The 26550-nt window shown below is 32.8% G+C and carries 24 protein-coding genes; 21 read left to right on the forward strand and 3 right to left on the reverse strand.

Translation table 11 applies throughout. The features are described from left to right. Positions 1-323: 323 nt before the first annotated feature. Entirely contained in the window at positions 324-1055 is a 732-nt protein-coding gene (locus KA909_RS07775; protein ID WP_193839070.1) for an NAD-dependent protein deacylase, read from the reverse strand. Between the two features lie 268 nt (positions 1056-1323). Between KA909_RS07775 and KA909_RS07780 the strand changes: the two genes are divergently transcribed. The 9 genes from KA909_RS07780 (at position 1324) to KA909_RS07820 (ending at position 9952) form a co-directional block, all read left to right on the forward strand. Further along, complete coding sequence (locus KA909_RS07780; RefSeq protein WP_193839071.1) at positions 1324-2079, forward strand: DeoR/GlpR family DNA-binding transcription regulator; 756 nt, start codon at positions 1324-1326, stop codon at positions 2077-2079. 371 nt (positions 2080-2450) lie between these two features. Beyond that, positions 2451-2879: a galactose-6-phosphate isomerase subunit LacA gene (gene lacA / locus KA909_RS07785; protein WP_053028543.1), complete on the forward strand. Its 429-nt coding sequence runs from the start codon at positions 2451-2453 to the stop codon at positions 2877-2879. Positions 2880-2895: 16 nt separating this feature from the next. Further along, positions 2896-3411 carry a galactose-6-phosphate isomerase subunit LacB gene (gene lacB / locus KA909_RS07790; RefSeq protein WP_053028542.1) on the forward strand — a complete coding sequence of 172 codons (516 nt, stop codon included), beginning with the start codon at positions 2896-2898 and terminating at the stop codon, positions 3409-3411. A gap of 12 nt (positions 3412-3423) precedes the next feature. Beyond that, a complete protein-coding gene (locus KA909_RS07795; protein WP_107628932.1) occupies positions 3424-4356 on the forward strand; it encodes a tagatose-6-phosphate kinase in 933 nt (310 codons plus the stop codon). 3 nt (positions 4357-4359) lie between these two features. After that, the gene (gene lacD / locus KA909_RS07800) at positions 4360-5337 is read left to right on the forward strand and encodes a tagatose-bisphosphate aldolase (RefSeq protein ID WP_075108922.1); all 978 of its coding nucleotides are present in this window, start codon (positions 4360-4362) and stop codon (positions 5335-5337) included. 24 nt (positions 5338-5361) lie between these two features. Beyond that, entirely contained in the window at positions 5362-5676 is a 315-nt protein-coding gene (locus KA909_RS07805) for a PTS lactose/cellobiose transporter subunit IIA (protein WP_037536047.1), read from the forward strand. Positions 5677-5681: 5 nt separating this feature from the next. Next, positions 5682-7433 (forward strand): lactose-specific PTS transporter subunit EIIC, encoded by a 1752-nt coding sequence (locus tag KA909_RS07810; RefSeq protein WP_075108927.1) that lies wholly within the window; start codon positions 5682-5684, stop codon positions 7431-7433. A 15-nt stretch (positions 7434-7448) separates the two neighbouring features. Next, positions 7449-8861, forward strand: a complete 1413-nt coding sequence (gene lacG, locus KA909_RS07815) for a 6-phospho-beta-galactosidase (protein WP_193839958.1) — start codon at positions 7449-7451, stop codon at positions 8859-8861. A gap of 257 nt (positions 8862-9118) precedes the next feature. After that, entirely contained in the window at positions 9119-9952 is an 834-nt protein-coding gene (locus KA909_RS07820) for an alpha/beta hydrolase (protein WP_193839072.1), read from the forward strand. A 198-nt stretch (positions 9953-10150) separates the two neighbouring features. Here KA909_RS07820 and KA909_RS07825 read toward each other — a convergent pair whose 3' ends face one another. Continuing rightward, complete coding sequence (locus KA909_RS07825) at positions 10151-11152, reverse strand: LLM class flavin-dependent oxidoreductase (RefSeq protein ID WP_193839073.1); 1002 nt, start codon at positions 11150-11152, stop codon at positions 10151-10153. Between the two features lie 146 nt (positions 11153-11298). Here KA909_RS07825 and KA909_RS07830 point away from each other — a divergent pair, with 146 nt between their 5' ends. From KA909_RS07830 to KA909_RS07850, 5 genes are all read left to right on the forward strand, one after another. After that, positions 11299-12312, forward strand: a complete 1014-nt coding sequence (locus tag KA909_RS07830; RefSeq protein WP_193839074.1) for a zinc-binding alcohol dehydrogenase family protein — start codon at positions 11299-11301, stop codon at positions 12310-12312. A gap of 137 nt (positions 12313-12449) precedes the next feature. Continuing rightward, complete coding sequence (locus KA909_RS07835) at positions 12450-14000, forward strand: BCCT family transporter (RefSeq protein ID WP_193839075.1); 1551 nt, start codon at positions 12450-12452, stop codon at positions 13998-14000. A 176-nt stretch (positions 14001-14176) separates the two neighbouring features. Beyond that, positions 14177-14713 carry an alkaline shock response membrane anchor protein AmaP gene (gene amaP / locus KA909_RS07840; RefSeq protein ID WP_193839076.1) on the forward strand — a complete coding sequence of 179 codons (537 nt, stop codon included), beginning with the start codon at positions 14177-14179 and terminating at the stop codon, positions 14711-14713. A gap of 12 nt (positions 14714-14725) precedes the next feature. Next, entirely contained in the window at positions 14726-14965 is a 240-nt protein-coding gene (locus KA909_RS07845) for a DUF2273 domain-containing protein (RefSeq protein WP_053028532.1), read from the forward strand. A 67-nt stretch (positions 14966-15032) separates the two neighbouring features. Continuing rightward, positions 15033-15566, forward strand: a complete 534-nt coding sequence (locus KA909_RS07850) for an Asp23/Gls24 family envelope stress response protein (protein WP_075108915.1) — start codon at positions 15033-15035, stop codon at positions 15564-15566. A gap of 82 nt (positions 15567-15648) precedes the next feature. Here KA909_RS07850 and KA909_RS07855 read toward each other — a convergent pair whose 3' ends face one another. Next, the gene (locus KA909_RS07855) at positions 15649-17598 is read right to left on the reverse strand and encodes an IucA/IucC family protein (RefSeq protein ID WP_210130091.1); all 1950 of its coding nucleotides are present in this window, start codon (positions 17596-17598) and stop codon (positions 15649-15651) included. Between the two features lie 114 nt (positions 17599-17712). Here KA909_RS07855 and KA909_RS07860 point away from each other — a divergent pair, with 114 nt between their 5' ends. The 7 genes from KA909_RS07860 to KA909_RS07890 all read left to right on the forward strand — a co-directional run bounded on the left by KA909_RS07860 (position 17713) and on the right by KA909_RS07890 (position 26549). Next, complete coding sequence (locus KA909_RS07860) at positions 17713-18882, forward strand: MFS transporter (RefSeq protein ID WP_193839078.1); 1170 nt, start codon at positions 17713-17715, stop codon at positions 18880-18882. Between the two features lie 3 nt (positions 18883-18885). Then, positions 18886-20643 (forward strand): IucA/IucC family protein, encoded by a 1758-nt coding sequence (locus KA909_RS07865; RefSeq protein ID WP_193839079.1) that lies wholly within the window; start codon positions 18886-18888, stop codon positions 20641-20643. 3 nt (positions 20644-20646) lie between these two features. Next, on the forward strand, positions 20647-21708 hold the full coding sequence (locus tag KA909_RS07870; RefSeq protein WP_075108911.1) for an alanine/ornithine racemase family PLP-dependent enzyme: 1062 nt from the start codon (positions 20647-20649) through the stop codon (positions 21706-21708). Positions 21709-21957: 249 nt separating this feature from the next. Continuing rightward, positions 21958-22956 (forward strand): ABC transporter substrate-binding protein, encoded by a 999-nt coding sequence (locus KA909_RS07875; RefSeq protein WP_075108910.1) that lies wholly within the window; start codon positions 21958-21960, stop codon positions 22954-22956. Between the two features lie 12 nt (positions 22957-22968). Beyond that, positions 22969-24000, forward strand: coding sequence for a FecCD family ABC transporter permease (locus KA909_RS07880; RefSeq protein WP_193839080.1), 1032 nt, complete (start codon positions 22969-22971; stop codon positions 23998-24000). Then, positions 23997-24962: a FecCD family ABC transporter permease gene (locus tag KA909_RS07885; protein WP_210130092.1), complete on the forward strand. Its 966-nt coding sequence runs from the start codon at positions 23997-23999 to the stop codon at positions 24960-24962. Before KA909_RS07880 ends, KA909_RS07885 begins: the two co-directional genes overlap by 4 nt. 213 nt (positions 24963-25175) lie before the next feature. Then, complete coding sequence (locus tag KA909_RS07890) at positions 25176-26549, forward strand: YjiH family protein (protein WP_228480662.1); 1374 nt, start codon at positions 25176-25178, stop codon at positions 26547-26549. The last annotated feature ends 1 nt before the right edge of the window (position 26550 follow it).

The following is a 26550-nucleotide window of genomic DNA, read 5'->3' on the forward strand; positions in this document are numbered from 1 at the left end:
TAGAAACATTTAAAGAATTATAAAATTAAACGGCAAAATGAAGAAGGGAGTGGGACAGAATTCTTTTAAATTCGTCGTCCACTCCCAGCTTGCTTTGCTTGTAGAATTTCTTGATGAAATTCTCTTTGCTGGGGCCCCGAACCCCAACTTGCTTAGCTTGTAAAATCACTTTCGTGATTTTTTGTGTTGGGGCCCCGCCCGCAAGGATGACTAGAACTGATAAAAGCTTGAATTAAGCGCCTTCTCAGTTCAGTCAGCTACTGCGAATTTGCAAAAATAGCTTCATTATATTATTTATGTCCCAGCCTCTTTGAATTATCTTTTTACTTTTTAAATACTTCTTCGACGACTTCTGTCATATCATTATGAATGACTAAATCTGCTTTTCTATCATATGGTGTTTTATCTCGATTAATGATAACTAAATGATCACCAGTAAAGTTAGAAATAAAACCAGCAGCTGGTTGTACTACAAGTGATGAACCTAATACGATGACAGTGTCAGCCTTTTGGATTTTATCAAGTGCACGAAAAACAGTTGGTTGATCCAACATTTCACCATATAAGACAATGTCTGGTCGAATAACGTCACCACATGATTCACAATATCTTAATTCATGATCCATGACATAAGATTTTGTGTATTCCTCACCACACTTAATACAATAGAATCGATTGAGTGTGCCATGAATTTCATCGATATGTTGACTTCCTGCATCTTCATGTAAGCCATCAATGTTTTGAGTGATGACACCCAAAGATTTACCTTCTTTTTCTAACTCTGCAATCCATTCATGAACAATATTAGGTTTTTTATCAGCTACAAGTAAACGCTTATGATAAAAATCAATAAAGCTTTCTTTATTATCATTAAGATGGTCAATACTTAATAAATATTCTGGAGAGTAGCCATCTTTGGATATTTCATCAAATAATCCTCCCATAGAGCGGAAATCTGGAATTCCACTTGCAACAGAAACACCAGCGCCCGTAAAGAAGACAATATGATTTGATTTATCTACAATTTCTTTTAACTTTTCAATCTTATTACTCATTCAAAACACTCCATATACACAAATTGATTCTAACTTTTGATAGAATTATTTTTAATATTACTTATATACTTATTACAACATACTATCAGATATACTTTCTAGAAATTGCTTTCTAAATATAAGATTTAAATGTAAGCGCATTGATAAAAATGTTAGAGTTCACTAGATTTATAGTATAAAATTAATATGTGCGAATTAATTTTAATAAATTCAAGTATCCAATGTATATCATTTACTTGAAAATGTGATGTGGGAAGTGAAGAGTTGAATGAATAAATACGATCGTTTAGATGAAATAACTAAACTCGTAAATCAAAGAGGCACTGTTAGAACTAATGAGATTGTAGAAGAATTAAATGTATCGGATATGACAGTAAGACGTGATTTAGCTGAACTTGAAGAAAAAGGATTACTTACCAAAATTCATGGGGGCGCAAGAAGTAATGCTATGTTTCAATTTAAAGAGAAGTCACATCAAGAGAAACACACACACAATATAGAAGAAAAACGAAACGTTGCACGAAAAGCCGTTCATTTAATCGAAGAAAACGATACGATTTTTCTTGGACCTGGTACGACAATAGAATGTTTAGCCGAAATCATGGAGTTAAAATCGCTAACAGTTATCACAAATTGTTTTCCAGTGTTTAAAATATTGTTTGAAAAAAGATCAATTGATTTTAAAGTTTATTTACTTGGTGGGGAAATGAGGGCGTTAACCGAGTCATTTGTAGGTGAAATGGCCAATGCACTGCTTAAAACAAAACGTTTTAGCAAAATGTTTTTTAGTTGTAATGGCATTAAAGATGCAGATGTTCTTACATCAACAGTTGATGAAGCGTATACCCAACAACTAGCTTTAGAACGCTCCGTAGAAAAATATTTATTGATAGATTCGTCAAAGCTAGGAAAAGAGGACTTTACTCAATTATGCAAGTTAGACGATTTAACTGCAGTTATCATTGATAAAGGCGATGATGATAACATGGAAACGTTAAGATCTTATACTGAAGTAATTGAATAACTAAAACAGCAACCTAGGCTGGGACAAAAATAATATAATGAAGCTATTTTGCAAATTCGCAGTAGCTGACTAAACTGAGAAGGCGCTTAATTCAAGCTTTTCTCAGTTCTAGTCACCCTTGCGGGGGTGGGACAACGAATTTTAAAAGAATTCTGTCCCACTCCCGGTTTTTTTATATTTTAAAAAGATAAATAAACATAAAACAAAACAATTTTGTTTAAAACAACTAATTATCAAACAATATTCAAACATTTAATGTTGATTATTTGTTTGTTTATGTTTATAATTTAAACATAAAGAGTTGAAAGCGCTTTTTCACAATTTAAAGATAAACACATATATGTGAATCAATTTATTAAAGGAGAATAATTATGACAGTTATTATTGGTTCAGATGTAGACGGTAAACGACTCAAAGAAGTAGTCAAAGCATTTTTAAAAGAGAATAATCATGAAGTATTAGATGTAACAGAAGGTAAAGATGTTGACTTTGTTGATTCAACATTAGCCGTTGCGCAAGAAGTTCAAAAGAATGATGAGAATTTAGGCATTGCAATTGATGCTTATGGCGCAGGAAGTTTCATGGTCGCTACTAAAATCAAAGGAATGGTTGCAGCAGAAGTTTCAGATGAAAGATCTGCTTATATGACACGTGGTCATAATAATGCTCGCATGATTACGATGGGTTCTGAAATTGTTGGAGATATGCTTGCTAAGCATGTTGCTAAAGAATTTGTAAATGGACACTATGACGGTGGTCGTCATCAAATACGTGTAGATATGTTAAATAAAATGTGCTAAATAGGAGGACTTTAAAATGAAAATAGCTATTGGTTGCGATCATATTGTAACAGACACAAAAATGGCAGTTTCAAAACATTTAAAAGAACAAGGACATGAAGTAATTGATGTAGGAACATATGATTTTACAAGAACACACTATCCAATTTTTGGTAAAAAAGTGGGTGAAGCTGTAACAAGCGGTGAAGCGGATTTAGGTGTATGTATTTGTGGAACAGGTGTTGGTATTAGTAACGCTGCTAACAAAGTACCAGGCGTACGTACTGCTTTAGTTCGTGATATGACAACAGCGCTTTATTCAAAAGAGGAATTAAATGCGAATGTTGTTAGTTTTGGTGGAAAAATCGTAGGTGAATTATTCATTTTTGATATTGTAGATGCTTTCATCAAAGCGGAATATAAACCAAGCGAAGAGAATAAAAAATTAATAGCTAAAATTGAGCATTTAGAAGCACATAACGATAAACAAGCTGATCCTCATTTCTTCGATGAATTTTTAGAAAAATGGGACAAAGGTGAATATCACGATTAAGGGTGACAATCTATGATTCTAACGTTAACACTAAATCCTTCGATAGATATTTCATATTCTCTAGACCATTTTAGTCTTGATACAGTGAATCGCGTTAATAACACGATAAAAACTGCTGGAGGCAAAGGTTTAAATGTAACTCGTGTTTTATCAGAATATGGGGAAGATGTGACAGCGAGTGGTTTCTTAGGTGGCAAGTTGGGCGAATTTATAGAGCAGCAATTGAACGCCAATCAAATTAATCATCACTTTTTTAAGATTAATGAAGAAACACGAAATTGTATTGCTATTCTTCATGAGGGACAACAGACTGAGATTCTTGAACAAGGACCTTCAATCACTGAGCTAGAAGCGTCAGAATTTAAAACGCATTTGGCCAAATTATTAACAAAAGCTAACGTCATTGCGATGTCTGGTAGCTTACCAAGAGGATTGAAGTCGGATTATTATGCCGATTTAATTCAGTTAGCCGAACAGCATCAGAAATTGACTATCTTAGATAGTTCAGGTCAATCTTTATTAGATGTTTTGCTAAGTGATTACAAACCAACTGTAATCAAACCTAACATCGATGAGTTGGCACAATTGTTACAAACGAAAGTAACCTCAGAAATTGAGTGTCTAAAAGATGCAGTTAATCAACCCATATTTGATGGTATAGCGTGGATTATCGTTTCGCTAGGAAGCGAAGGTGCCTTCGCCAAACATCATAACAACTACTATAAAGTAAATATTCCTCGCATAGATGTGGTGAATCCTGTTGGATCAGGTGATTCAACTGTAGCAGGTATTGCATCAGGTTTAATTCATCAAGATGAGGATGACGTACTGTTAAAAAAAGCCAATGCATTTGGAATATTAAATGCAATGGAAAGTCAAACTGGACATATTGATGTACATAAATTTGACGAAATATTCCAACAAATTGAAGTTATAGAGGTGTAATTAATGACTAAATCACAACAAAAATTAGCATCAATAGAGCAATTGAGTAATCAAGAAGGCGTTATCTCAGCTTTAGCGTTTGACCAACGTGGTGCTTTAAAAAGAATGATGGCTGAACATCAAACAGAAGAACCAACTGTTGAACAAATTGAACAACTAAAAGTATTAGTATCTGAAGAATTAACACAATATGCTTCGTCAATTTTATTAGACCCTGAATATGGTCTTCCAGCATCTGAAGCGCGTAACAAAGACTGTGGATTATTATTAGCCTACGAAAAAACAGGTTATGACGTAAATGCTAAAGGACGTTTACCAGACTGCCTAGTTGAATGGTCAGCAAAACGTTTAAAAGAACAAGGCGCTAACGCGGTTAAATTTTTACTTTACTATGATGTTGATGATTCAGAAGATATTAATATTCAAAAGAAAGCATATATTGAAAGAATCGGATCTGAGTGTGTAGCAGAAGATATCCCATTCTTCCTAGAAGTACTTACTTATGATGATCATATTCCGGATAATAAAAGTGCTGAATTCGCGAAAGTAAAACCTCGTAAAGTAAATGAAGCTATGAAATTATTTTCCGAAGAACGATTTAATGTAGATGTACTTAAAGTTGAAGTACCGGTAAATATGAACTTTGTAGAAGGATTTGCAGAAGGTGAAGTTGTTTATAGCAAAGAAGAAGCGGCGCAACATTTCCGTGATCAAGAAGCTTCAACACATTTACCATATATCTATTTAAGTGCTGGTGTTTCTGCAGAATTATTCCAAGAAACATTGAAATTTGCACATGAAGCTGGTGCGAAATTTAATGGTGTACTTTGTGGACGTGCTACTTGGTCAGGCGCAGTAAAAGTATATATCGAAGAAGGCGAAGCAGCTGCGCGTAAATGGTTACGCACTACTGGATTCAAAAATATTGATGATCTTAATAAAGTATTAGAATCAACTGCAACATCATGGAAATCAAAATAAATCATTTTAAGGGGGCACATCATAATGAATAGAGAAGAAGTGCAATTACTAGGGTTTGAAATTGTAGCATATGCTGGAGATGCACGTTCAAAATTATTAGAGGCATTAACTGCAGCTAAAAATGGTGAATTAGATAAAGCAGAGCAATTAACTGAAGAAGCAAACGAATGTATTGCAAATGCACATAAAGCGCAAACAAGTTTGTTAGCTAAGGAAGCACAAGGCGAAGATATCGCATACAGCGTTACAATGATGCACGGTCAAGACCATTTAATGACAACACTACTATTAAAAGATTTAATGAAACATCTATTAGAATTATATAGAAGAGAGAGTTGAATGCTATGAACAAATTAATTGCCTGGATTGAGAAAGGAAAACCGTTCTTTGAAAAAATATCTCGTAATATTTATTTAAGAGCTATTCGTGATGGATTTATCGCAGCAATCCCAATTATCTTATTCTCTAGTATCTTTATTTTAGTTACCTATGTTCCTAACGTGTTTGGTTTCACATGGAGTAAAACAATGGAAGGAATTCTAATGAAACCATACAATTATACGATGGGAATTGTTGGTTTTATAGTAGCAGGTACGACTGCTAAATCATTGACTGATTCGTTTAACCGGAAATTGGATAAAACAAATCAAATTAACTTTATCTCAACTATGATGGCAGCAATGTGTGGCTTTTTATTCCTAGCAGCTGATCCTGCAAAAGATGGTGGATTCTTAAGTGGATTTATGGGAACAAAAGGTTTATTAACAGCATTTCTATCAGCATTTATTACTGTGATTGTATATAACTTCTTTATCAAACGTGATATTACAATCAAAATGCCGAAAGAAGTTCCACCTAACATTTCGCAAGTGTTCAAAGATATATTTCCTTTATCAGCAGTAATCATTATTTTATATGCGTTAGATTTAATTGTGAGAGCTACTGTACATACGAATGTAGCCAATGGCGTATTAAAATTATTTGAACCATTGTTTACTGCAGCAGATGGTTGGGTTGGTGTAACTATTATCTTTGGTGCCTTTGCATTCTTCTGGTTCGTTGGTATTCACGGTCCGTCAATCGTAGAACCAGCTATAGCAGCTATCACGTATGCTAACTTAGAAGCGAACTTACATTTAATTCAAGCTGGAGAACATGCTAATAACGTTATTACACCAGGTACTCAAATGTTCGTCGTTACTATGGGGGGTACTGGTGCAACGTTAGTCGTGCCATTTATGTTTATGTGGCTAACTAAATCGAAACGAAATAAAGCGATTGGTAGAGCATCTGTAGTACCTACATTCTTTGGTGTCAATGAACCAATTTTATTTGGTGCACCATTAGTGTTAAACCCAGTGTTCTTTATTCCATTTATCTTTGCCCCAATTGCAAACGTATGGATCTTTAAGTTCTTCGTAGATGTATTAGGAATGAACAGTTTTAGTATCTTCTTACCATGGACTACACCAGGTCCATTAGGTATCGTGATGGGTACTGGTTTTGCATTTTGGTCATTTGTACTTGCTATCGTCTTAATTGTAGTAGATGTAATTATTTACTACCCATTTGTAAAAGTGTATGATGAACAAATTTTAGAAGAAGAATTAGGAAATAAAACTGCTAATAATGAGTTGCAAAACAAAGTAGCAGCAAACTTTGATACTAAAAAAGCAGATGCCATCCTAGCATCAGCTGGTGCGACTGATACAAGTCATACTCAAACAGGTCAAGATGAAGCATTCAATAAGAATGAAACGCAACAAAGTAACATCACAGAACAAACCAATGTACTTGTTCTATGTGCTGGTGGAGGAACTAGCGGTTTATTAGCTAACGCTTTAAATAAAGCAGCTGAAGACTATAATGTTCCTGTTAAAGCAGCAGCAGGCGGTTATGGTGCGCATATGGATATTATGAAAGATTATCAATTAATTATTTTAGCGCCTCAAGTTGCTTCAAACTATGAAGATATTAAACAAGATACAGATCGACTAGGTATTAAATTAGCAAAAACACAGGGTGTTGAATATATTAATTTAACTCGAGATGGCAAAGCAGCATTAGACTTCGTTCAACAACAATTTGAAAAATAAATAGGAGATGAAAGTATAATGAAAAAATTACCAGAAGATTTTATATTCGGTGGTGCGACAGCGGCTTATCAAGCAGAAGGCGCGACTCACACAGATGGAAAAGGTCGTGTAGCATGGGACACTTATCTTGAAGAAAACTATTGGTATACAGCTGAACCAGCAAGTGATTTTTACAATAAATATCCTATTGATTTAGAATTAAGTGAAAAATTTGGTGTGAATGGTATTCGTATTTCGATTGCATGGTCACGTATATTCCCTGACGGATATGGTGAAGTTAATCCTAAAGGTGTAGAATACTATCATAATTTATTTAAAGAATGTCATAAAAGACATGTAGAGCCATTTGTAACATTGCATCACTTTGATACACCTGAAACATTGCACAGTGACGGTGACTTCTTAAATCGTAAGACAATCGATTATTTTGTGGCATATGCAAAATTCTGTTTTGAAGAATTTCCAGAGGTTAATTATTGGACGACATTTAATGAAATTGGACCTATTGGTGATGGCCAATATTTAGTAGGTAAATTCCCACCAGGAATTAAGTATGACTTTGCTAAAGTGTTTCAATCACACCACAACATGATGGTCGCACATGCAAAAGCTGTGAAGTTATTTAAGGATAATGGCTATAGTGGTGAAATTGGAGTCGTACACGCATTGCCAACTAAATACCCTTATGATCCAACAAACCCAGAAGATGTTAGAGCAGCTGAATTAGAAGATATCATTCACAATAAATTTATCTTAGATGCAACTTATCTTGGTAAATATTCTCGTGAAACTATGGAAGGCGTTCAACACATTTTATCTGTTAATGGTGGTAAATTAGATATACCAGAAGAAGATTATAAAGTATTGGATGCGGCCAAAGATTTAAATGATTTCTTAGGTATCAATTACTACATGAGTGATTGGATGAGAGGTTATGAAGGGGAATCTGAAATTACGCATAATGCCACAGGTGATAAAGGTGGTTCTAAATATCAACTCAAAGGTGTAGGTCAACGTGAATTTGATGTTGACGTACCCCGTACTGATTGGGACTGGATGATTTATCCAAAAGGATTATATGATCAAATCATGCGTGTAGTTAAAGATTATCCAAATTATCATAAAATCTACATTACTGAGAATGGACTTGGATACAAAGACCAATTTGATGAAGAACGTAAAACGGTAGATGATGACGCTCGTATAGATTATGTAAAAAAACATCTCGAGGTCATTTCTGATGCTATTCGTGATGGTGCCAATGTAAAAGGTTACTTCATATGGTCATTAATGGACGTCTTCTCATGGTCAAATGGTTATGAAAAACGATATGGTCTATTTTATGTCGATTTTGAAACTCAGGAACGTTATCCTAAAAAGAGTGCATATTGGTACAAAGAACTAGCGGAAAGTAAGGAAATTAAATAAGAGCAGGACAGAAATTAAAATAAATTCGTTGTTCCGCCTCAAAACTATTATATTCAATCAATTAGGGCAGAGAAAATGCTTATATCAAGCTGATCTCTGTCCTATTTCTTTATTAATAGTTTAATCCTATTACTACAATAAATTAGCAATTTATATTTAGTTCATTAACATGCGTATTTAAATTTACAAACAACTTAATTTTCATATGTATAACAATATCGTTTATACTTATAGAAAACCTATTGGAGTATGATATTATGAGCACTTTTAAAACCATTATTTTTAGTTTAATTATAAGCATATTGATATTTACGACAGTTGGTTGTCAAACAAATCGTAATCATTCATCTAAGTATCAGAATAATGATCAAAAGCAGGTTGCAACATTGTTTATGCATGGGTATGGAGGAACGAATCATTCCGAAAAATATATGGTCAATCAAGCAGTAACTAAAGGTGTGACTAAGGATGTTGTTACAGCACATGTTTCAACTAATGGAGAAGTTCAGTTTAGCGGCAATATTTCGAAGAGGTCAAACAATCCAATTATCAAAATATTATTTGAAGATAATAAAAATGGGGATGTAGCGCAAAATGCCAAAAATATTAAAAATGTACTCACTCAAATGAAAGACAAATTTCATATAGCGCATTACAATTTCGTAGCACATTCAATGGGGAATTTATCATTTGCTTACTTTATGAAATATTATGGAAATGACAATAAATTGCCTCAACTTCAAAAAGAAGTAAATATAGCTGGTACATATAATGGTGTTTTAAATTTAAATGAAAAAGTAAATGAAATATCTGTTGATAAAAATGGTAAACCTAGTAAAATGAACGCAAATTATAAAGAATTATTAGGTCTTAAAAATAGTTATAATCATAAAAATATAGAAGTGTTGAATATTTATGGTGACTTACAAGATGGTACACATTCAGATGGAAGTGTATCAAATAGTTCGTCACGCTCCTTAAAATATTTGTTAGGTGATAGTCCAAAAACGTATAGAGAATCTAAATATACAGGAAAAGAGGGAGTGAGACAGAATTCTTTTAAATTCGTCGTCTCCCCCCCGCAAGGATGACTAGAACTGAGAAAAGCTTGATTTAAGCGCCTTCTCAGTTCAGTCAGCTACTGCGAAATTGCTAGATAGCATTATTATATTATTTATGTCCCAGACTGTACATCATAATAGAGAAGTATCAGATGAAATTATAAAATTTTTGTGGGAATAAAGTGTCACAATAATAATTGTCAAATTGTAATACCAGATATGATGATTTTATTGTGAGGTGTTAGCGATGAGTTGAATTAATTCTAGTCTAGCTTCTTCTCCAAACACATGAGGCATAACCATGATTTCATCTACATGATACGTTTCAATTAATTGAGTTAATTTTATGCGTACTTCATTAGGTAGGCCACTAATAACTCGACGCTTGTTTTGTTCAATTTTTTTTAATTCACTCGAAGTATAATGACGGTGTTGCGCAGTAATAATTGATGGGTAAGATTTTGGTTGATTGAGATAATTGATACGCAAAAGCCATAAATGTAGGGCATCTAATAAATCAGCAACTTTATTAGACGTTTGAGCTGTAACTACAAATGTAGACAGAATAACATAAGGCTTCTTTGATTTTGATATGTCATTCAATTGATTGTATCGATGTCGATAATAGCTGATAAGATGATTAAGTTTATCTTGTGGTTGTCCCATATATGCAATTACAAAAGGTAACCCTTTTTGCGCAGCTAATTCTGCACTGCGTTCGCTCATTCCTAAAATAAACATATCAGGTGAGTCATCAATTTGAGGTGTTGCATATATAGACATATATCGATGCGGTTCATCATATTGGTTACTAAAGTAGTGACGCAAATCATCTATTTGATTGTCTAGAGTGGGCTTTTTGCTTTTATACTCATTAAGTGCTTCATTTACTTGCTTAAAACTTGGTGAACGACCTAAACCCATATCTATTCTGTGAGGGTGACATGCTGCCATTATTTTAAATTGTTCAGCCACTTTATAGGCACTATAATGTGGTAACATTACGCCACCACTACCAATCTTTATCGTTTGGGTATGTTCTAGTAACATCATCATTACAATTTCTGGTGCACTAGATGCGACCGAAAAAACATTATGATGTTCAGCAACCCAAAATCGTGTATAGCCTAATTTCTCAGCAGTTTGAGCTAACGTTATACTATGCTTAAATGCATCGTGGGCATTGCTATTTTCAAAAATTGGAACATAATCTAAAATGCTTAATTTCAATTGTAAATATGCCCCTTTCAACAGTAATAATAAGTTAGAGAAATTGTATTAGTATTGTAAAATGAAGCCATCTATATTGCTATCTATTTGTTTATAATATTATACTTAGTTAAAACATTAGCATAGTTAAAGGTGGCGTTAAATCAATGAAAGTAATTGGATTTGAACAACCATTTCATTTATCAGAAGGCAATTTATTTAAAACGTACGCGTTAGATATTCCAAAACCAAAGGCACATGAATTATTAGTTAAAATACAATCTATCAGTGTTAATCCAGTAGATACGAAACAACGTTTGACGGAGGTATCAAAAGTACCTCGTGTATTAGGTTTTGACGCAGTCGGTTATGTTGAATCTGTTGGAAGCGACGTTCGTATGTTTGAGGAAGGTGACATTGTATATTATTCTGGCTCACCCGATCAAAATGGATCAAACGCAACATATCAAATCATTGATGAAAGATTAGTTGCTAAGGCGCCTCAAAACATTAGCTTCGAGCAAGCTGCAAGTTTACCATTGACTGGTATAACTGCATCCGAGACATTGTTTGATGTATTTGGCATTTCACATAACCCTGAAGATAATAAAGGGAAATCATTATTAATCATAAATGGGGCAGGAGGTGTAGGTAGTATTGCGACGCAAATTGCTAAGGCTTATGGTCTACACGTTATAACGACTGCATCACGTGACGAAACCATTCATTGGACTAAGGACATGGGTGCTGACATTGTCCTGAATCACAAAGAAGATTTAGTTAAGCAATTTAAAGCGCAAGGCATTGAATTAGTAGATTACGTCTTCTGTACATTTGATACAGATATGTATTATGACATAATGATTGAATTAGTGAAGCCAAGAGGTCATATTGCAACGATAGTAGCATTTCAAAATAAACAAGATTTAAATGCTTTGAAACCTAAAAGTTTAACTTTCTCACATGAATTTATGTTTGCAAGACCATTGAATCAAACGGATGATATGATTAGACATCATGAATACTTAGAAGATATTACTAAGAAAATTGAGCAACATGTATATAAACCAACTACAACGAGAGTAATAGAGGGCTTAACGGCTGAAAATCTGTATCAAGCACATCAAATATTAGAATCAAACTCAATGATTGGTAAATTAGTTATTCGTTTAACGCAATAGCTTTAATATAAAATAATTAAATAGTAATAGAAATATGAATAATTGGCGTTTATTCCTGTTGAAAAAGGCAATAGGTATAAACGTCATTTTATTTTGACCAAAATTGAATAAACAATATTTGTTGAAAGGAGTATATGATGCGAAAAAAGTCGATTAGTTTAGTGTTTTGGACAGCATTAGCTATTTGTACACTATTTGTTATATACGGTGCTGTTTTTCCTAAACAATTAGAGATAGGGACCCAAAACATTACTACATTTATAGCGAGGCATTTCTCATGGTACTACTTATTGCTAGTTTTACTTATATTCTTTGTCTGCGTCTATTTATTATTTTCAAGATATGCATCGATTACACTTGGTGAAGAAGGTGAAGATCCTGAATTTTCTCTTCCATCATGGTTTGCTATGTTATTTAGTGCTGGTATGGGCATTGGATTGGTATTTTGGACTACTGCTGAACCGATCAGTCATGCGTTTACGTTAACGCCTATACATAAAACAGGTAGTCAGACGGCTATTAATGATGCCTTTCAATTTGCATTCTTCCATTGGGGTGTACATGCATGGGCTGTATATGGAATTGTGGCTTTAGTCTTTGCATACTTTAGTTTCCATAAAGGATATCCTGGCTTAGTAAGTGCAACATTAGTCCCTATATTTGGTGAAAAATCTATGAAGGGACCTTTAGGTGGCGCAATTGATGTGTTAGCTGTTATTGCAACAGTTACTGGCGTTGCAGCAACACTTGGATTTGGAGCGCTTCAAATCAATGAAGGTTTAAATTTCCTGTTTAATATCCCTAATAATTTTGGCACTCAGGTTATATTAATTATTATTGCGACAGCTTTGTTTACTTGGTCAGCGTGGTCTGGTATAGACAAAGGAATTAAAACACTTAGCAACGTTAATATGCTATTAGCATTTATTGTATTAATAGGATTATTTATAGTGGGGCCAACGCTTTATATCCTAAACACATTTACAAATGGATTAGGTAATTATATCTTTAATTTCTTTAATATGAGTTTACGTATTCCAATGAATGGTGGAGAAAAATTCCAATGGCTTCAAAACTGGACTATTTTCTATTGGGCCTGGTGGGTATCATGGGCACCCTTCGTCGGTATCTTTATAGCAAGAGTTTCAAGAGGGCGTACGATTAAAGAATTTATTCTCGGTGTATTATTTGTTCCAGCACTTGTATGTTTCTTTTTCTTTGCAGTTTTCGGCGCATCAGCGGTGTATTTACAAGATAAAGGTATTGCTAATATTGCAAAAGAAGCAACAGAAACAGCAACCTTTGCTACTTTAGAACATTATCCACTAGGATTTATTTTAAGTATTGTCACTATAGTCGTTATTATGATTTTCTTTGTGACATCAGCAGATTCAGCAACGTATGTATTAGGCATGTTAAGTTCAAAAGGTGATATTAATCCAGCTTCATTTGTCAAAGTAAGTTGGGGCATAATACTAGCATTATTTGCCATGATTATGATTTATACCGGTGGTACGCAAGCAATTCAAAACTTACTTATTATAGCAGCTTTACCATTTTCAGTTGTCATAATATTAATGATTTGGTCATTATTTAAATCGTTAAGTATAGATCATCCAAGAACGTCTAATAAATTTCCAAATATATTACAGTATAAAACGTCGAAGCAAAAAGATACAAAAAAATAAGAATGAAATATATGTTTTCACTGTGCTAAATTTGGGAATACTCTTTGTAGAAAGTAAAAAATTAATAAATATTTAAATAATTATATTAATAATTTTGAATTAATGTTTTGAATAATATTTATAGGGTATTAATTCGTATACAATAATTCAACAATAACTTAGGAGGTGCGTACGAGGTGAAAAGACTAAAAAACTTTATCCTCGGCCTATTAATAGTTGCTATTGTTGGATTCCTATTGTTTATGTACATAAAAGATAGTCGAATAACAAAATATCAAGACTACTTCCTACAATTCAATTGGTTCCAACCACTATTAATTGGTTTGGCTGCATTACTTATATTGATAGGCTTAATATTAGTATTCAGTATATTTAAACCAACATATAGAAAACCAGGATTATACAAAGATTATGATGATGGTCATATTTATGTATCTCGTAAAGCAGTCGAAAAATCAGCTTACGATACAATAACTAAATACGATCAAGTAAGACAACCTAATGTCGTTGCGAAACTTTATAATAAGAAAAATAATTCTTACATCGATATTAAGGCTGATTTCTTAGTACCTAATGATGTACAAGTTAAGTCTTTAACTGAAAGTATTCGTTCAGACATTAAACATAATGTTGAGCATTTTACTGAATTACCAGTTAGAAAACTTGAAGTGAATGTCAGAGATCAAAAAACAGCTGGCCAACGCGTTCTGTAAGGGAGGGATAACATGGCTGATAATAATAATCAAAATGGACAAGATGGAAGTCAACAAATCATTGACTTTATTAAATCTTACAAATGGCGAATCATTGGTTTCTTTGCATTTTTAATTATAGCAATCTTATTCCTAACTTTAGGATTTTGGAAAACAATTTTAGTTATCGTATTATGTTTAATCGGAATCGGTGTTGGGTATATTAAAGACCGTACACAGGATTTCATGAATTTCTTAAATAGATGGAGTTAACCAATTTATTTGAGAACACAGTATTAAAAAATTAAAAAATAATATATAGATAAAAGGAGAATGTAATATGTCAGTAGAAAACAATAATAATAAAGCTAAACAAGCGTATAACAATCAAACAGGAGTTAATGAAAAAGAAAGAGAAGAACAACAAAAACAAGCAGAACAATACAGACAACAAAATGAACAACAACAATTTGAAAACAAATTAACATTTTCAGATGAAGTTGTTGAAAAAATCGCAGGCATCGCAGCTCGTGAAGTTAAAGGTATCTTAGATATGAAAGGCGGTTTCGCTGATAGCTTCACAAATGCATTTTCAAGTGGTAACAACGTAACAACAGGTGTTTCTGTTGAAGTTGGCGAAAAACAAGCAGCAATTGACTTAAAAGTAATTTTAGAATATGGTGAATCTGCACCAAAAATCTTCCGTAAAGTTACTGACTTAGTTAAAGAACAAGTTAAATACATCACTGGCTTAGAAGTAGTAGAAGTGAACATGCAAGTAGATGATGTGATGACTAAAAAAGAATGGCAACAAAAAAACGAAAAAAATAATAACAACAACAATAACAATTCTGAAAGATCAGGATTACAATAAGTATAAATTTAACCCTTTAGGTTGTGTTTACAGCCTAAAGGGTTTTTTGTATCAATTTTATTTGTTCAAATAATTTGTCATTTTATTTATGCAATGGATTACTTACTTTAATGTAAGTATAGTGATGTGCTTCATCCTCTAAGCGCATTGTAGTCACACATTTATAATCTATTACTTCATCAAATATGACTTTTTTAATTTGAGATATGCGATCTGTGTTAACATTTGTTAATTGATTTAGAATATGATGAATGATATTTCCAACACTATTCCATAATGTAGCTTCAAATTTGTCGTCATCGATAAACTTAGAAACGGTCAATATAAGTTCAGCTATATGATTTTGAACAGTCGAGTAAAATACTTTATTAAATACTGTAGTTTTAGAATCGGTTAGTATTCTAGATTTTTCGTGAAAATGCTCAGTCACATAACCAGCTTCATTTAATTGTTGTTCATCGATTCGTAAACCTTCAAAGTCACGAATATATATCGTACGCAATCGACCATCAGTATTAAATATTGCAATTGAATTTTGTAAATGTGCTTCTAATGCAACACCATATTTCACATATAAAGGCATGACGATACCCAACAGTTGAGAAATATAGTCGGTTAACCATTCGTGTGTTGCAACGTCTAAACTATCCTTTACATAATTCGTTTTATAGCGCTGAATTAAACTTATTATCGGCGGTTCTTCATTATTTTTATAAGTAGCCACTAAACTCGATGGAATAATAGGCACACTATCATTGTCTATTAGATTATAAATATTATCTCTAAAAAGGGTCCCTAATTGTTCACTACGATCTGTTTGTATAGCCTCAGCGTCATTTGAATTATAAAAGTGAATGCCAGCAAATTCATTTAAAATACCAGTTCTATAGGATGTGAAATCTGCATCTTGTTCTAGAATGTCATTTAAAATACGAGTCACTAAAGGACCATTGTGTGTGGTCTGTTCAGATAAAGTTCTAATTTCACCAGTAATATGCACATTAGTAGATAATTTGATATGTGGCAAAGTTACAGGATATTTTGGCATTAATGTTCTGAATGATAATCCAGCATAATATGGCAGTTCTACGTTTAATGGAATCATTAAATGATGCTTTAATTCTTCTTCGTATTGATGTAGTAATATGTTTTGAAACTGCCATGGGTGGACAATCATCAAATCATAATCATCAAGTTTAATAAAACCAGTACATTCATTTTCAATGCGTTGATAGAGTTCTGGAAAGTGGGATTTTAGTTCATCATTATACGTAAGCGATAACGTTTCAGTTTTAGCGATACTTTGATGAATGAGTACACATTTTAAGTTAATTTCTTTATTATATTCAGAACTATATTTAATATTTTCATTAGCATTTAGCCCTTTACGTAATTTAGCACCTGGATGAAGCGGATGACCTTCAATAACAGCCTGCTCCGAACGTAAATAACTATCTTGTTCATTAAAAATAATGTCCAATAATGGTTCGTTTGCATGTTGCATCTCATAAGCTTGATAAGCAAGTGCTAACGCCATGTTTGCAACACTATTCTCCATATCATCCTTAAATTGTGAACTTGCTTCATTATCTAACGCTGGTTTTTCTTTTAAAATGCTAGCTAATATTTCATTTGGATGCAATATACGACAAAATTGGTTACTATGTTTAGCGCGATAATAAAAGGGGCCTTCAACATCCACACGTCCGAAAGCATGCTTACCAGTAATACGTGCAAAGATATATTTATCCTCTTGTGGAAAATACACGCGCATCATTTGGTGTTGTCCATCGATGGGACAGTCTTTGATATCATTGGACCACATGATGACACTATTTGATTGAGCGTTAACTAAATTCTCTCTGTAGAGTGATGTAATTAAGCGTTGTGAGATTTTATCTCGAGCAATGAGTAACTCATTTTTAAAGTAGCTAACTAAGTGGGGTAACGCTTGTTCTAAATAGTTTAACGCGCCTAATTCTTCCTCAGTTAACTGTATGTTTTTATTATGTATTGAAATTAAATTATTCATATGGCACCTCAAATTCATTTTACAAAAATCTAAAACATTTGTATAATCCATAATATCGATAATGATATTCATTATCAATTATAAATATTATTATAAATAAGTAGGTGGAATACTGTGGCGAAATTTTTCTTCTCTAGTTCCTTTTTATTATTTCTAGGGAATTGGATAGGACAAATTGGCTTGAATTGGTATGTGCTTACTAGTTATCATAACGCAGTCTATTTGGGATTGGTTAATTTTTGCCGACTCGTACCGATTTTGTTATTAAGTGTCTGGGCTGGCGCTATTGCAGACAAGTTTGATAGAGGGAAATTACTTAAAATAACTATTTCATCCTCATTTATAGTGACAGGCATACTATGTGCTTGTACTTTTCTATTAGCTAAAGTACCAATTAGTATCATTCTGATTTATGCGACACTTAGAGGTATGATTAATGCGACAGAAACACCAATAAGACAGGCTGTATTACCTGATTTATCTAGTCGGTTAAATACGAGTCAAGCTGTTTCATATCATTCTTTCATCATCAACATTTGTCGTTCAATCGGTCCAGCGGTTGCAGGACTTATTTTATCTATTTACCATGCACCGGCTACTTTTCTTGCTCAAACGGCGTGTTACTGCATTGCGACACTTTTATGTTTACCATTAACGTTCAAGAATGAAAGTGAGATAAGTAAAGCGGGCAAGGCGTTTTCTTTTAATGTTGTTTGGGAATACTTTAAGAATAATATGCAAGCTTCAAGAATATTCATTACTTCATTAATCATAATGGCTACAGGTTTTTCATATACGACATTAGTCCCAGTATTAGTACATGATATATTTCCAGGTCGTTCAGAAATATTTGGCGTATCAATGACTTTTTGTGCCATAGGTGGTATGCTAGCTACGCTTTTACTACCTTTGATTTTGAAAAAGTTAAATACCGTTCATATGTATTATTTAAGTTCTTGTCTATTTGGCATAGCACTATTAGGCGTCATCATACATCAGATTATAGTCATGTTCATTTGTATGGCACTTGTAGGTTTATTTAGTCAATTAGCGAGAACGTCAAATCGAATTTACTTTCAAGAGGATATAACACCTGAGCATCGTGGAAAAATATTAAGTATCGTAATGATGGACAGAGGAATGATACCATTAGGAAGTTTACTATTAACAACTTTATCAGAAATTATGGGTGCTATTAATACATTCATCGTAATGGGCGTATTTACTTTTATAATTGCATTCATAGCATATATGATGCAAAGACCAATTAAAGTGGAGGAGTAACATATGATTCAAAACGCATGGCAAAATGCGGACACCAATATTCAATATCGCATTTTAAATGCATTGATCAAAGAAAGCATTTGGCCTGAACAAACTATAATAACAACTCAAAATCATCAATTAACTATACAATATCATGGGTGTATACTATCTGCTCATTTTAAACGTAAAAGTATGATGTCACGATATGACTTTGAAGGTCCAATTACATACCAATGTGGTAATGAAAATAAAACAATCACTGAGGTAGAGAAATTATTAAGTGTTTTAAAACATCACTTTGATATTGATATACAACAACAACTTATTAATGAAATTATACATAGTAGGGATAGCTTTGTTGAGATTTATAAGCAATTTGATCAACGGCAACATAACGTGCAATCAAGTATGCAGTTCTCTTGTATGCCGACCACATTAAATTTCTTTGCATGGTTACAGCATTTAAGCGATTCCAATGAGATTAATGATTTATTATATTCCGAAAGTTTAGTATTGGAAGGACATCCAACGCATCCACTTACTAAAACCAAACTGCCATTAACAATGGATGAAGTTAAAATGTATTCGCCTGAATTTGAAAAAGTCATTCCATTAAAAATAATGTTATTACAGAAAGACTGCGCTCAAGCGACAAGTATTGATGGTACTGAAGACTTTATATTAAGAGAAGTTATTCCAGAATATCAATTAAGGCTAAGAAAATATGCACAATCGATACAAATTTCATTAGAAGACTATTACGTCATATTGGTACATCCGTGGCAATACAACCATACCATTTATGACAAATTTTCAAATTGGATAGCGCACAAATTATTAGTCACGACACCATTCGAAGTCGATTCTAAAGCCACATTATCATTTAGAACGATGTCTTTAATTAATAAACCTTATCACGTAAAACTACCTGTAAATGTACAAGCGACAAGTGCTGTCAGAACCGTTTCAAGTGTAACAACAGTAGATGGTCCAAAATTGAGTAAATCTCTACACAATGTCTTAAACCAATATTCACAACTAAATGTTGCCATCGAGCCATATGGATTGTGTGTTAAAACAAATGACGATGACGCGAGACAATTGGCATGTATCATTAGAGAAAAACCTTACATAGCAAATAATGGTGTGACAATTGTTACTGGTGCATTGGTTAACCCAAATCCAATTGATCAACACATCACAGTTGATAGTTATATTGAGTGGGTTAATGGTGAGGTAAATAAAAGTGGCATCATAACGTTTATGGAAAATTATAGTCGACAACTTATTACACCCTTACTCAATTTAATACAAGACTATGGCATAGCATTAGAAGCACATATGCAAAATACGATAGTAAATTTGGGCCCGAATTTTCAAATGAATTTTATTGTAAGAGATTTAGGTGGCTCTCGAATAGACTTAAACACACTTACACATAAAATGAATAATATACAAATAACAAATCAAAGTTTATTAGCCCAAACAATTGAGGAAGTCATTGCTAAATTTCAGCATGCGGTTATTCAAAATCAGTTAGCTGAATTAATACATTATTTTTCAAAAAAAGAAAATATAACAGAAGCGGAATTGTTTAATATAGTCCGAAAAGAAGTCGAAGTCGCTATTAATGATCATAAGCCACATGCCCAAGCATTAAGAGATGTGTTGTTTGGTCCAACGATTACTGTAAAAGCTTTATTGCGCATGCGCATGACCAATAGAGTGAAAAAATATTTAAATATAGAACTTGAGAACCCAATTCGAAAAGAGGTGTAATAAGTGGCTCAAATCAATATAAATTTATCTAAAATTGAATATAATGCAGAAGCGTTGAGAACATTATTAGAAGAGAATGATATACATTTAACTCCAGTCATCAAATGCATTGCCGGTGACAGTCGCATTATTGAAACGTTAATTCAATCAGGAATTACGCATTTTGCAGAATCCAGACTTGAGAATATAAATGAAAACTTCAAGGATCAATGCAATTACCTACTTTTAAGACCAACATCTAAGAAACACTATACGCAACTTGTCGAAACAATAAAAATAAGTATGCAAACAGAAATTGAAACGATTAGAGAAATCAATGACATCGCTAAAAGTTTAAATAAAAAACATCAAATTATGCTGATGATAGATTGGAAAGATAGACGTGAAGGCGTAATTACCTACGATGTACTAAACTATATAGAAGAAATTATAAAAATGACTCAAATTCAGTTAGTAGGTATCGCTTTTAATTTTATGTGTTTTAAATCATCCGCACCAACTGAGGACGATATATTTAAAATAAATCAATTCGTTGAAGCTATTGAAAATAATTTAGGATTTAGACTGAAAGTTATATCCGGCGGTAACTCAAGTATGATTCCGCAATTAATGTATAACGATTTGGGGAGAATTAACGAATTAAGGATAGGTGAAGCTCTGTTTAGAGGTGTTGATACGACAACTTATCAATCTATTCCGATGTTATTTCAAAATGCCATTACATTAGAAGCGGAAATATTGGAGATTAAACCACGGTTATCAGATAACAACCAATGCTATCTACAAGCTATAGTAGATATAGGCTATGTTGATACAAATATTGACAAAATTAAACCGATAAAAAATGATGTTGATATTGTCGGCGCATCAAGTGACCATCTTATGATTAACTTAAATAATCAAGATTATTATAAAATTGGAGATGTTATTGAATTCTCATTGGAATATGAGGCACTTTCTCAAGTCATGTACCATAATCGTATGACAAAGAACTATTTAAAGGATCATTATATTCATTCTTTGAATAATCAAATGAATCATTCTCCAATACTGACACATAAATAATTTAATTTATTATTTGAATTAAATTGATATCGAAACATTATGTAATAGATTAATTAGCCTTTAATTTAGAATTATATTTCTGATTAATGGCTTTTTAATTTATGCTTATATACCTATATTCTGTTGTTAATTAAAATTATAATAATTTTTTATAAAAAAATTAAAAAATATCATAAACGATATTGACATTGATAATCGTTATCAATAAACTATGTATTGTAAACCTATACATATTAAGGAGTGGAATTCATGAAAGGCTTTAAGTTTGCAGGGATAGTCGCATTACTATTTGCATTAGTATTAGTTACTGCATGTGGTAATGTTAGTAATAATGGGTCAGACGATTCAAATAGTAAATCGTCATCTAAAGACGCAATTAAAATTAAACATGAATTAGGTACTACAGAAGTTCCTAAAGATGCTAAGCGTGTAGTAGCTTTGGAATTTTCATTCGTAGATGCATTGGCAGCACTTAATGTTAAACCAGTGGGGGTTGCTGATGATAATAAACCAAATCGTATTATCAAGCCATTAAAAGATAAAATTGGTGATTACAAATCAGTTGGTACACGTAAACAACCTAATTTGGAAGAAATCAGTAAATTAAAACCAGATTTAATTATTGCGGATAGTAACCGACATAAAGGTATTTACAAAGAATTAAGTAAAATTGCGCCGACAATTGAGTTAAAAAGTTTTGATGGTGACTATAACGATAATATAGAAGCGTTTAAAACGGTCGCTAAAGCTTTAAATAAAGAAGATGAAGGTAAAAAACGTTTAGAAGAACATAAAGAAAAATTAGCTAAATACAAAGATGAGATTCAATTTGATAAAAATGAAAAAGTGTTACCAGCAGTAGCGTCTAAGTCTGGGTTATTAGCGCATCCAAGTGAATCTTATGTAGGTCAATTCCTAACTCAGCTTGGCTTTAAAGAAGCATTAAATAAAGATGTTACTAAAGGTTTAAGTAAATATTTACAAGGACCTTATTTACAACTCAATGCTGAAACGTTAAAAGATGTTAATCCAGAACGTATGTTTATAATGACTGATGGTGCAAGTCCTAAAGAACCATCTTATCAAGAAATGAAAAAAGATCCAGTTTGGGATACATTAGATGCGGTTAAACATAATCGTGTAAGTATTGTTAGCCGAGATACTTGGGCTAGAGCTCGTGGTTTGATATCTTCTGAAGAAATGGCTAAAGAACTTGTTGAAATTTCTAAAAAAGACAAAGAAAAGTAAGGTGGCTAAGCGATGACTATTAGATCAACTGATAGTCAATCTGCTATAGATAAAGCAAATAAGAGACGCACTACACTCACATTTATTGTGAGTGGGTGCTTTCTTTTTATTTTTGCATATTTTAATTTAGCGATTGGCTCTTCTGAAATTCATGCAAAACATATTTTCGAATACTTTTTTACGTCTATGGATAATAAACAAACATTTCTTATTCATAATGTAAGAATGCCTAGAATGATTGGCGGTTTATTGATTGGTGGTGCATTGGCTTTAGCAGGTCTATTAATGCAGGCAATCACTAGAAATCCACTCGCATCGCCTCAAATATTCGGAGTTAATTCTGGCGCATCGTTTGTCATAGTACTAATTACCATATTAATACCTGCATTAGGAAATTATGCTACGTACTTAGCATTTATAGGTGCATTTATTGGAGGATTAACTGTCTATGTATTATCCGGATCTACGAAAAAAATAACACCAATTAAATTGGCCCTTGCAGGAATGGCAATTCATTTATTTTTCAGTAGTTTAACGCAAGGCATCATCATTTTAAATGAAGATTCTAATACTACCGTTATGTTCTGGTTAGTAGGTTCATTAAATGGATTGAAATGGACTGCAGTCTTGTCAGTTATGCCTTGGCTCATATTAGCGCTTATCATAACGATGTTACTAGGCCGTCAATTAACCATAATGGAATTAGGAGACGATATAGCAAAAGGATTAGGCCAGAAGACTCAGCTTATCAGAATTATAGTTGGCCTACTTGTCATCGTACTAGCAGGCGCGTCTGTTTCAATAGCAGGGCCTATTGGATTCATTGGCTTAATTGTCCCTCATATAGTTAAAAGCTATATAAGCAAAGATTACTTCTTAATGGTGCCATTAACATTTCTAATTGGTGCAGATTTATTATTGCTATCAGATATGTTAAGTCGACTTATAACATTCCCTTATGAATCACCAGTTGGTATTGTTACATCATTTGTTGGAGCAATCTATTTCTTATTAATAACTTTAAAAGGGGTGAAACGAATATGACAAAAAGACAATTATCTATTCGTTATGCCATTGTAATTACTTGTTTAATTGCAAGTGTCTTTGTAAGTTTATGTGTTGGTTCAACAATGTATAGCCCGTTAAAAGCATTTCACAGTGTTTTAAGTATGGATGATTTTATACTTAATGAATACCGTATTCCAAGAACATTATTGGGGTTAGTTGTAGGAAGTAGTCTGGCTATTTCTGGAGCTGTGATTCAAGGTGTAGTTAGAAATCCACTTGCATCTCCGGATGTAATCGGAATAACTAAAGGTGCAAGTTTAGCAGCAATTATTGTAATTATGTTATTTCCTTCTGCACCACTATTAGTATTACCAATTGGTTCATTTATAGGTGCATTATTAATCAGTTTAATTTTGTCATTTTTGATTTCTAAATATAATATTAAAGGATCAACATTAGCTTTGATAGGTTTAGCTATCGGTGCGATATGTACAGCTGTGGTTCAATTTTTACTTATTAGAAATCCTATGGATGCTAATAATGCTTTAGTTTGGTTAACAGGTAGTTTATACGGTCATACAATTGATAATTTTTATTCAATCCTACCTTGGTTTATTATTACTTCACCATTCGTATTAGGTTTGAGTTATCAATTAGATATTTTAAATTTAGGCGAACATATTGCTACAGCACTTGGTGCAAGGGTACAAAGACTTAAGATGATTTTACTTATTTTATCAGTAATGTTAGCGGGTGCTTCTATCTCAGTTGTTGGTGGAATTAGCTTCCTAGGTTTAATTGCACCCCATATTGCTCGATCAATTGTAGGACAGCGATATTTTCATGTAGTAATCATGTCTGGTTTGATAGGTGCGATTTTAATTTTATTCAGTGATGGACTGGCTAGAGGTATTCACCCACCATTAGATATACCTGTTGGTGTTATCATTGCCATCATTGGTGTTCCTTATTTCTTATTTTTATTAAGAAGAATATAATGAAGTTAAAGAGCTAATTTTCCTCTAATTAAACGTGGAAATTTAGCTCTTTTCATATTGCATCTTTATAAAAAATAAGATATAGTATTAAACATGTTATTCATAAAAATGCATATATTCTTATATTTATATATAATTATAAGTCAGCTAGTAATATAAATACATAATTAATGAATATAAAAACATCAATTATGAGAGAGAAAGAGGTTATAAATGGTGGAAGGATATACGAAGCAACAAATTGCTAAAGGTAGAGCGAAGTTTATAACAATGTCTATTATTGGAATTATACTTTTCTTAATTCCTATTCCGGTTACGCAAGATGGTGAAAAACAAACGACATTACCTGTAGCTTTTTTAGCTAATTGGTTAAAAAGTCTACTTGGAGATGCAATGCCCATCATCATCATTACTATTATTACATTATCTGCAATATTAACACTTTTATATTCCACTCTATTTAGAAGTAAGGTTAAGCCTGGTGGACTATTAGATAGTGCATTTAAAGTCGGCCCAGTTTGGATGACATTAAGATTATTGGCAGTTGTCTTTGTCTGGATGACTTATTTTAAGTTAGGGTCAAAAGTGATTTATTCAGAAGATACAGGTGGATTAGTGTTTAACGACCTATTACCAACCTTAGTTGCAGTATTTTTATTCGCTGCACTATTTTTACCGTTCTTAATGGAATATGGGTTGTTGGAATTTTTAGGGCCTTTATTTAGACCAATTATGAGACCTTTATTTACATTACCTGGACGTTCGACAGTAGATAATCTTGCTTCATTTATAGGCGATGGAACTGTAGGTGTGCTTATTACAAGTCGACAATATGAAAGAGGTATTTACTCTAGAAGGGAATCAATAGTGATTTCGACTACATTTAGTGTAGTTTCTATCACTTTTGCAATTGTTATCGCAGAAACGGTTGGACTTCAACATAAGTTTTTTGCTTTTTACTTAACAGTAATCGTTTCATGTTTTGTAGCAGCTATGATTATGCCTCGTATTTGGCCATTGAACCAAATACCCGATGAATTTACGAAAGAAGTTTCTGAAAATACTAGATTAGAAAAATTACCTGAAGGTAAAACGGCGATAGGCTATGGTTTTGAAGAGGCGACAATTGTCGGTTTGAAAGCACCGGGATTTAAAGAATTTTGGAAATCAGGTTTAAAAACGGTCATAGATATGTGGTTTGTTATCCTTCCAGTTGTTATGAGTATAGGAACACTTGCAACGATGATTGCTAACTATACACCGGTATTCTCAATTATTGGACAACCATTTATTCCGATTCTTGAATTATTGCAAATACCAGAGGCAGCTAAAGCTTCTGAAACTTTATTAATTGGTTTTGCGGATATGTTCTTACCTTCCATACTCATCGCTGATGCACATAGTGAAATTACGAGATTTGTTATAGGTGCATTAAGTATTTCTCAATTAATATATTTATCAGAAGTTGGTGGTGTAATACTTGGTTCTAAAATACCAGTTAGCTTAGGTAAACTATTTATGATTTTCTTAATCAGAACTGCTATCACTTTACCGATTATTGCATTGATGGCCCACTTATTGTTATAAC

Origin of the sequence: Staphylococcus sp. GDX8P54P (assembly GCF_017893165.1) — a bacterium.
GTDB lineage: Bacteria > Bacillota > Bacilli > Staphylococcales > Staphylococcaceae > Staphylococcus > Staphylococcus borealis.

Coding starts and splice junctions, on each gene's coding strand:
- KA909_RS07775 (WP_193839070.1), bottom strand. CDS start 1,055: ATGAGTAATAAGATTGAAAAGTTAAAAGAAATTGTAGATAAATCAAAT.
- KA909_RS07780 (WP_193839071.1), top strand. CDS start 1,324: ATGAATAAATACGATCGTTTAGATGAAATAACTAAACTCGTAAATCAA.
- lacA (WP_053028543.1), top strand. CDS start 2,451: ATGACAGTTATTATTGGTTCAGATGTAGACGGTAAACGACTCAAAGAA.
- lacB (WP_053028542.1), top strand. CDS start 2,896: ATGAAAATAGCTATTGGTTGCGATCATATTGTAACAGACACAAAAATG.
- KA909_RS07795 (WP_107628932.1), top strand. CDS start 3,424: ATGATTCTAACGTTAACACTAAATCCTTCGATAGATATTTCATATTCT.
- lacD (WP_075108922.1), top strand. CDS start 4,360: ATGACTAAATCACAACAAAAATTAGCATCAATAGAGCAATTGAGTAAT.
- KA909_RS07805 (WP_037536047.1), top strand. CDS start 5,362: ATGAATAGAGAAGAAGTGCAATTACTAGGGTTTGAAATTGTAGCATAT.
- KA909_RS07810 (WP_075108927.1), top strand. CDS start 5,682: ATGAACAAATTAATTGCCTGGATTGAGAAAGGAAAACCGTTCTTTGAA.
- KA909_RS07820 (WP_193839072.1), top strand. CDS start 9,119: ATGAGCACTTTTAAAACCATTATTTTTAGTTTAATTATAAGCATATTG.
- KA909_RS07830 (WP_193839074.1), top strand. CDS start 11,299: ATGAAAGTAATTGGATTTGAACAACCATTTCATTTATCAGAAGGCAAT.
- KA909_RS07835 (WP_193839075.1), top strand. CDS start 12,450: ATGCGAAAAAAGTCGATTAGTTTAGTGTTTTGGACAGCATTAGCTATT.
- KA909_RS07845 (WP_053028532.1), top strand. CDS start 14,726: ATGGCTGATAATAATAATCAAAATGGACAAGATGGAAGTCAACAAATC.
- KA909_RS07850 (WP_075108915.1), top strand. CDS start 15,033: ATGTCAGTAGAAAACAATAATAATAAAGCTAAACAAGCGTATAACAAT.
- KA909_RS07855 (WP_210130091.1), bottom strand. CDS start 17,598: ATGAATAATTTAATTTCAATACATAATAAAAACATACAGTTAACTGAG.
- KA909_RS07865 (WP_193839079.1), top strand. CDS start 18,886: ATGATTCAAAACGCATGGCAAAATGCGGACACCAATATTCAATATCGC.
- KA909_RS07875 (WP_075108910.1), top strand. CDS start 21,958: ATGAAAGGCTTTAAGTTTGCAGGGATAGTCGCATTACTATTTGCATTA.
- KA909_RS07880 (WP_193839080.1), top strand. CDS start 22,969: ATGACTATTAGATCAACTGATAGTCAATCTGCTATAGATAAAGCAAAT.
- KA909_RS07885 (WP_210130092.1), top strand. CDS start 23,997: ATGACAAAAAGACAATTATCTATTCGTTATGCCATTGTAATTACTTGT.
- KA909_RS07890 (WP_228480662.1), top strand. CDS start 25,176: ATGGTGGAAGGATATACGAAGCAACAAATTGCTAAAGGTAGAGCGAAG.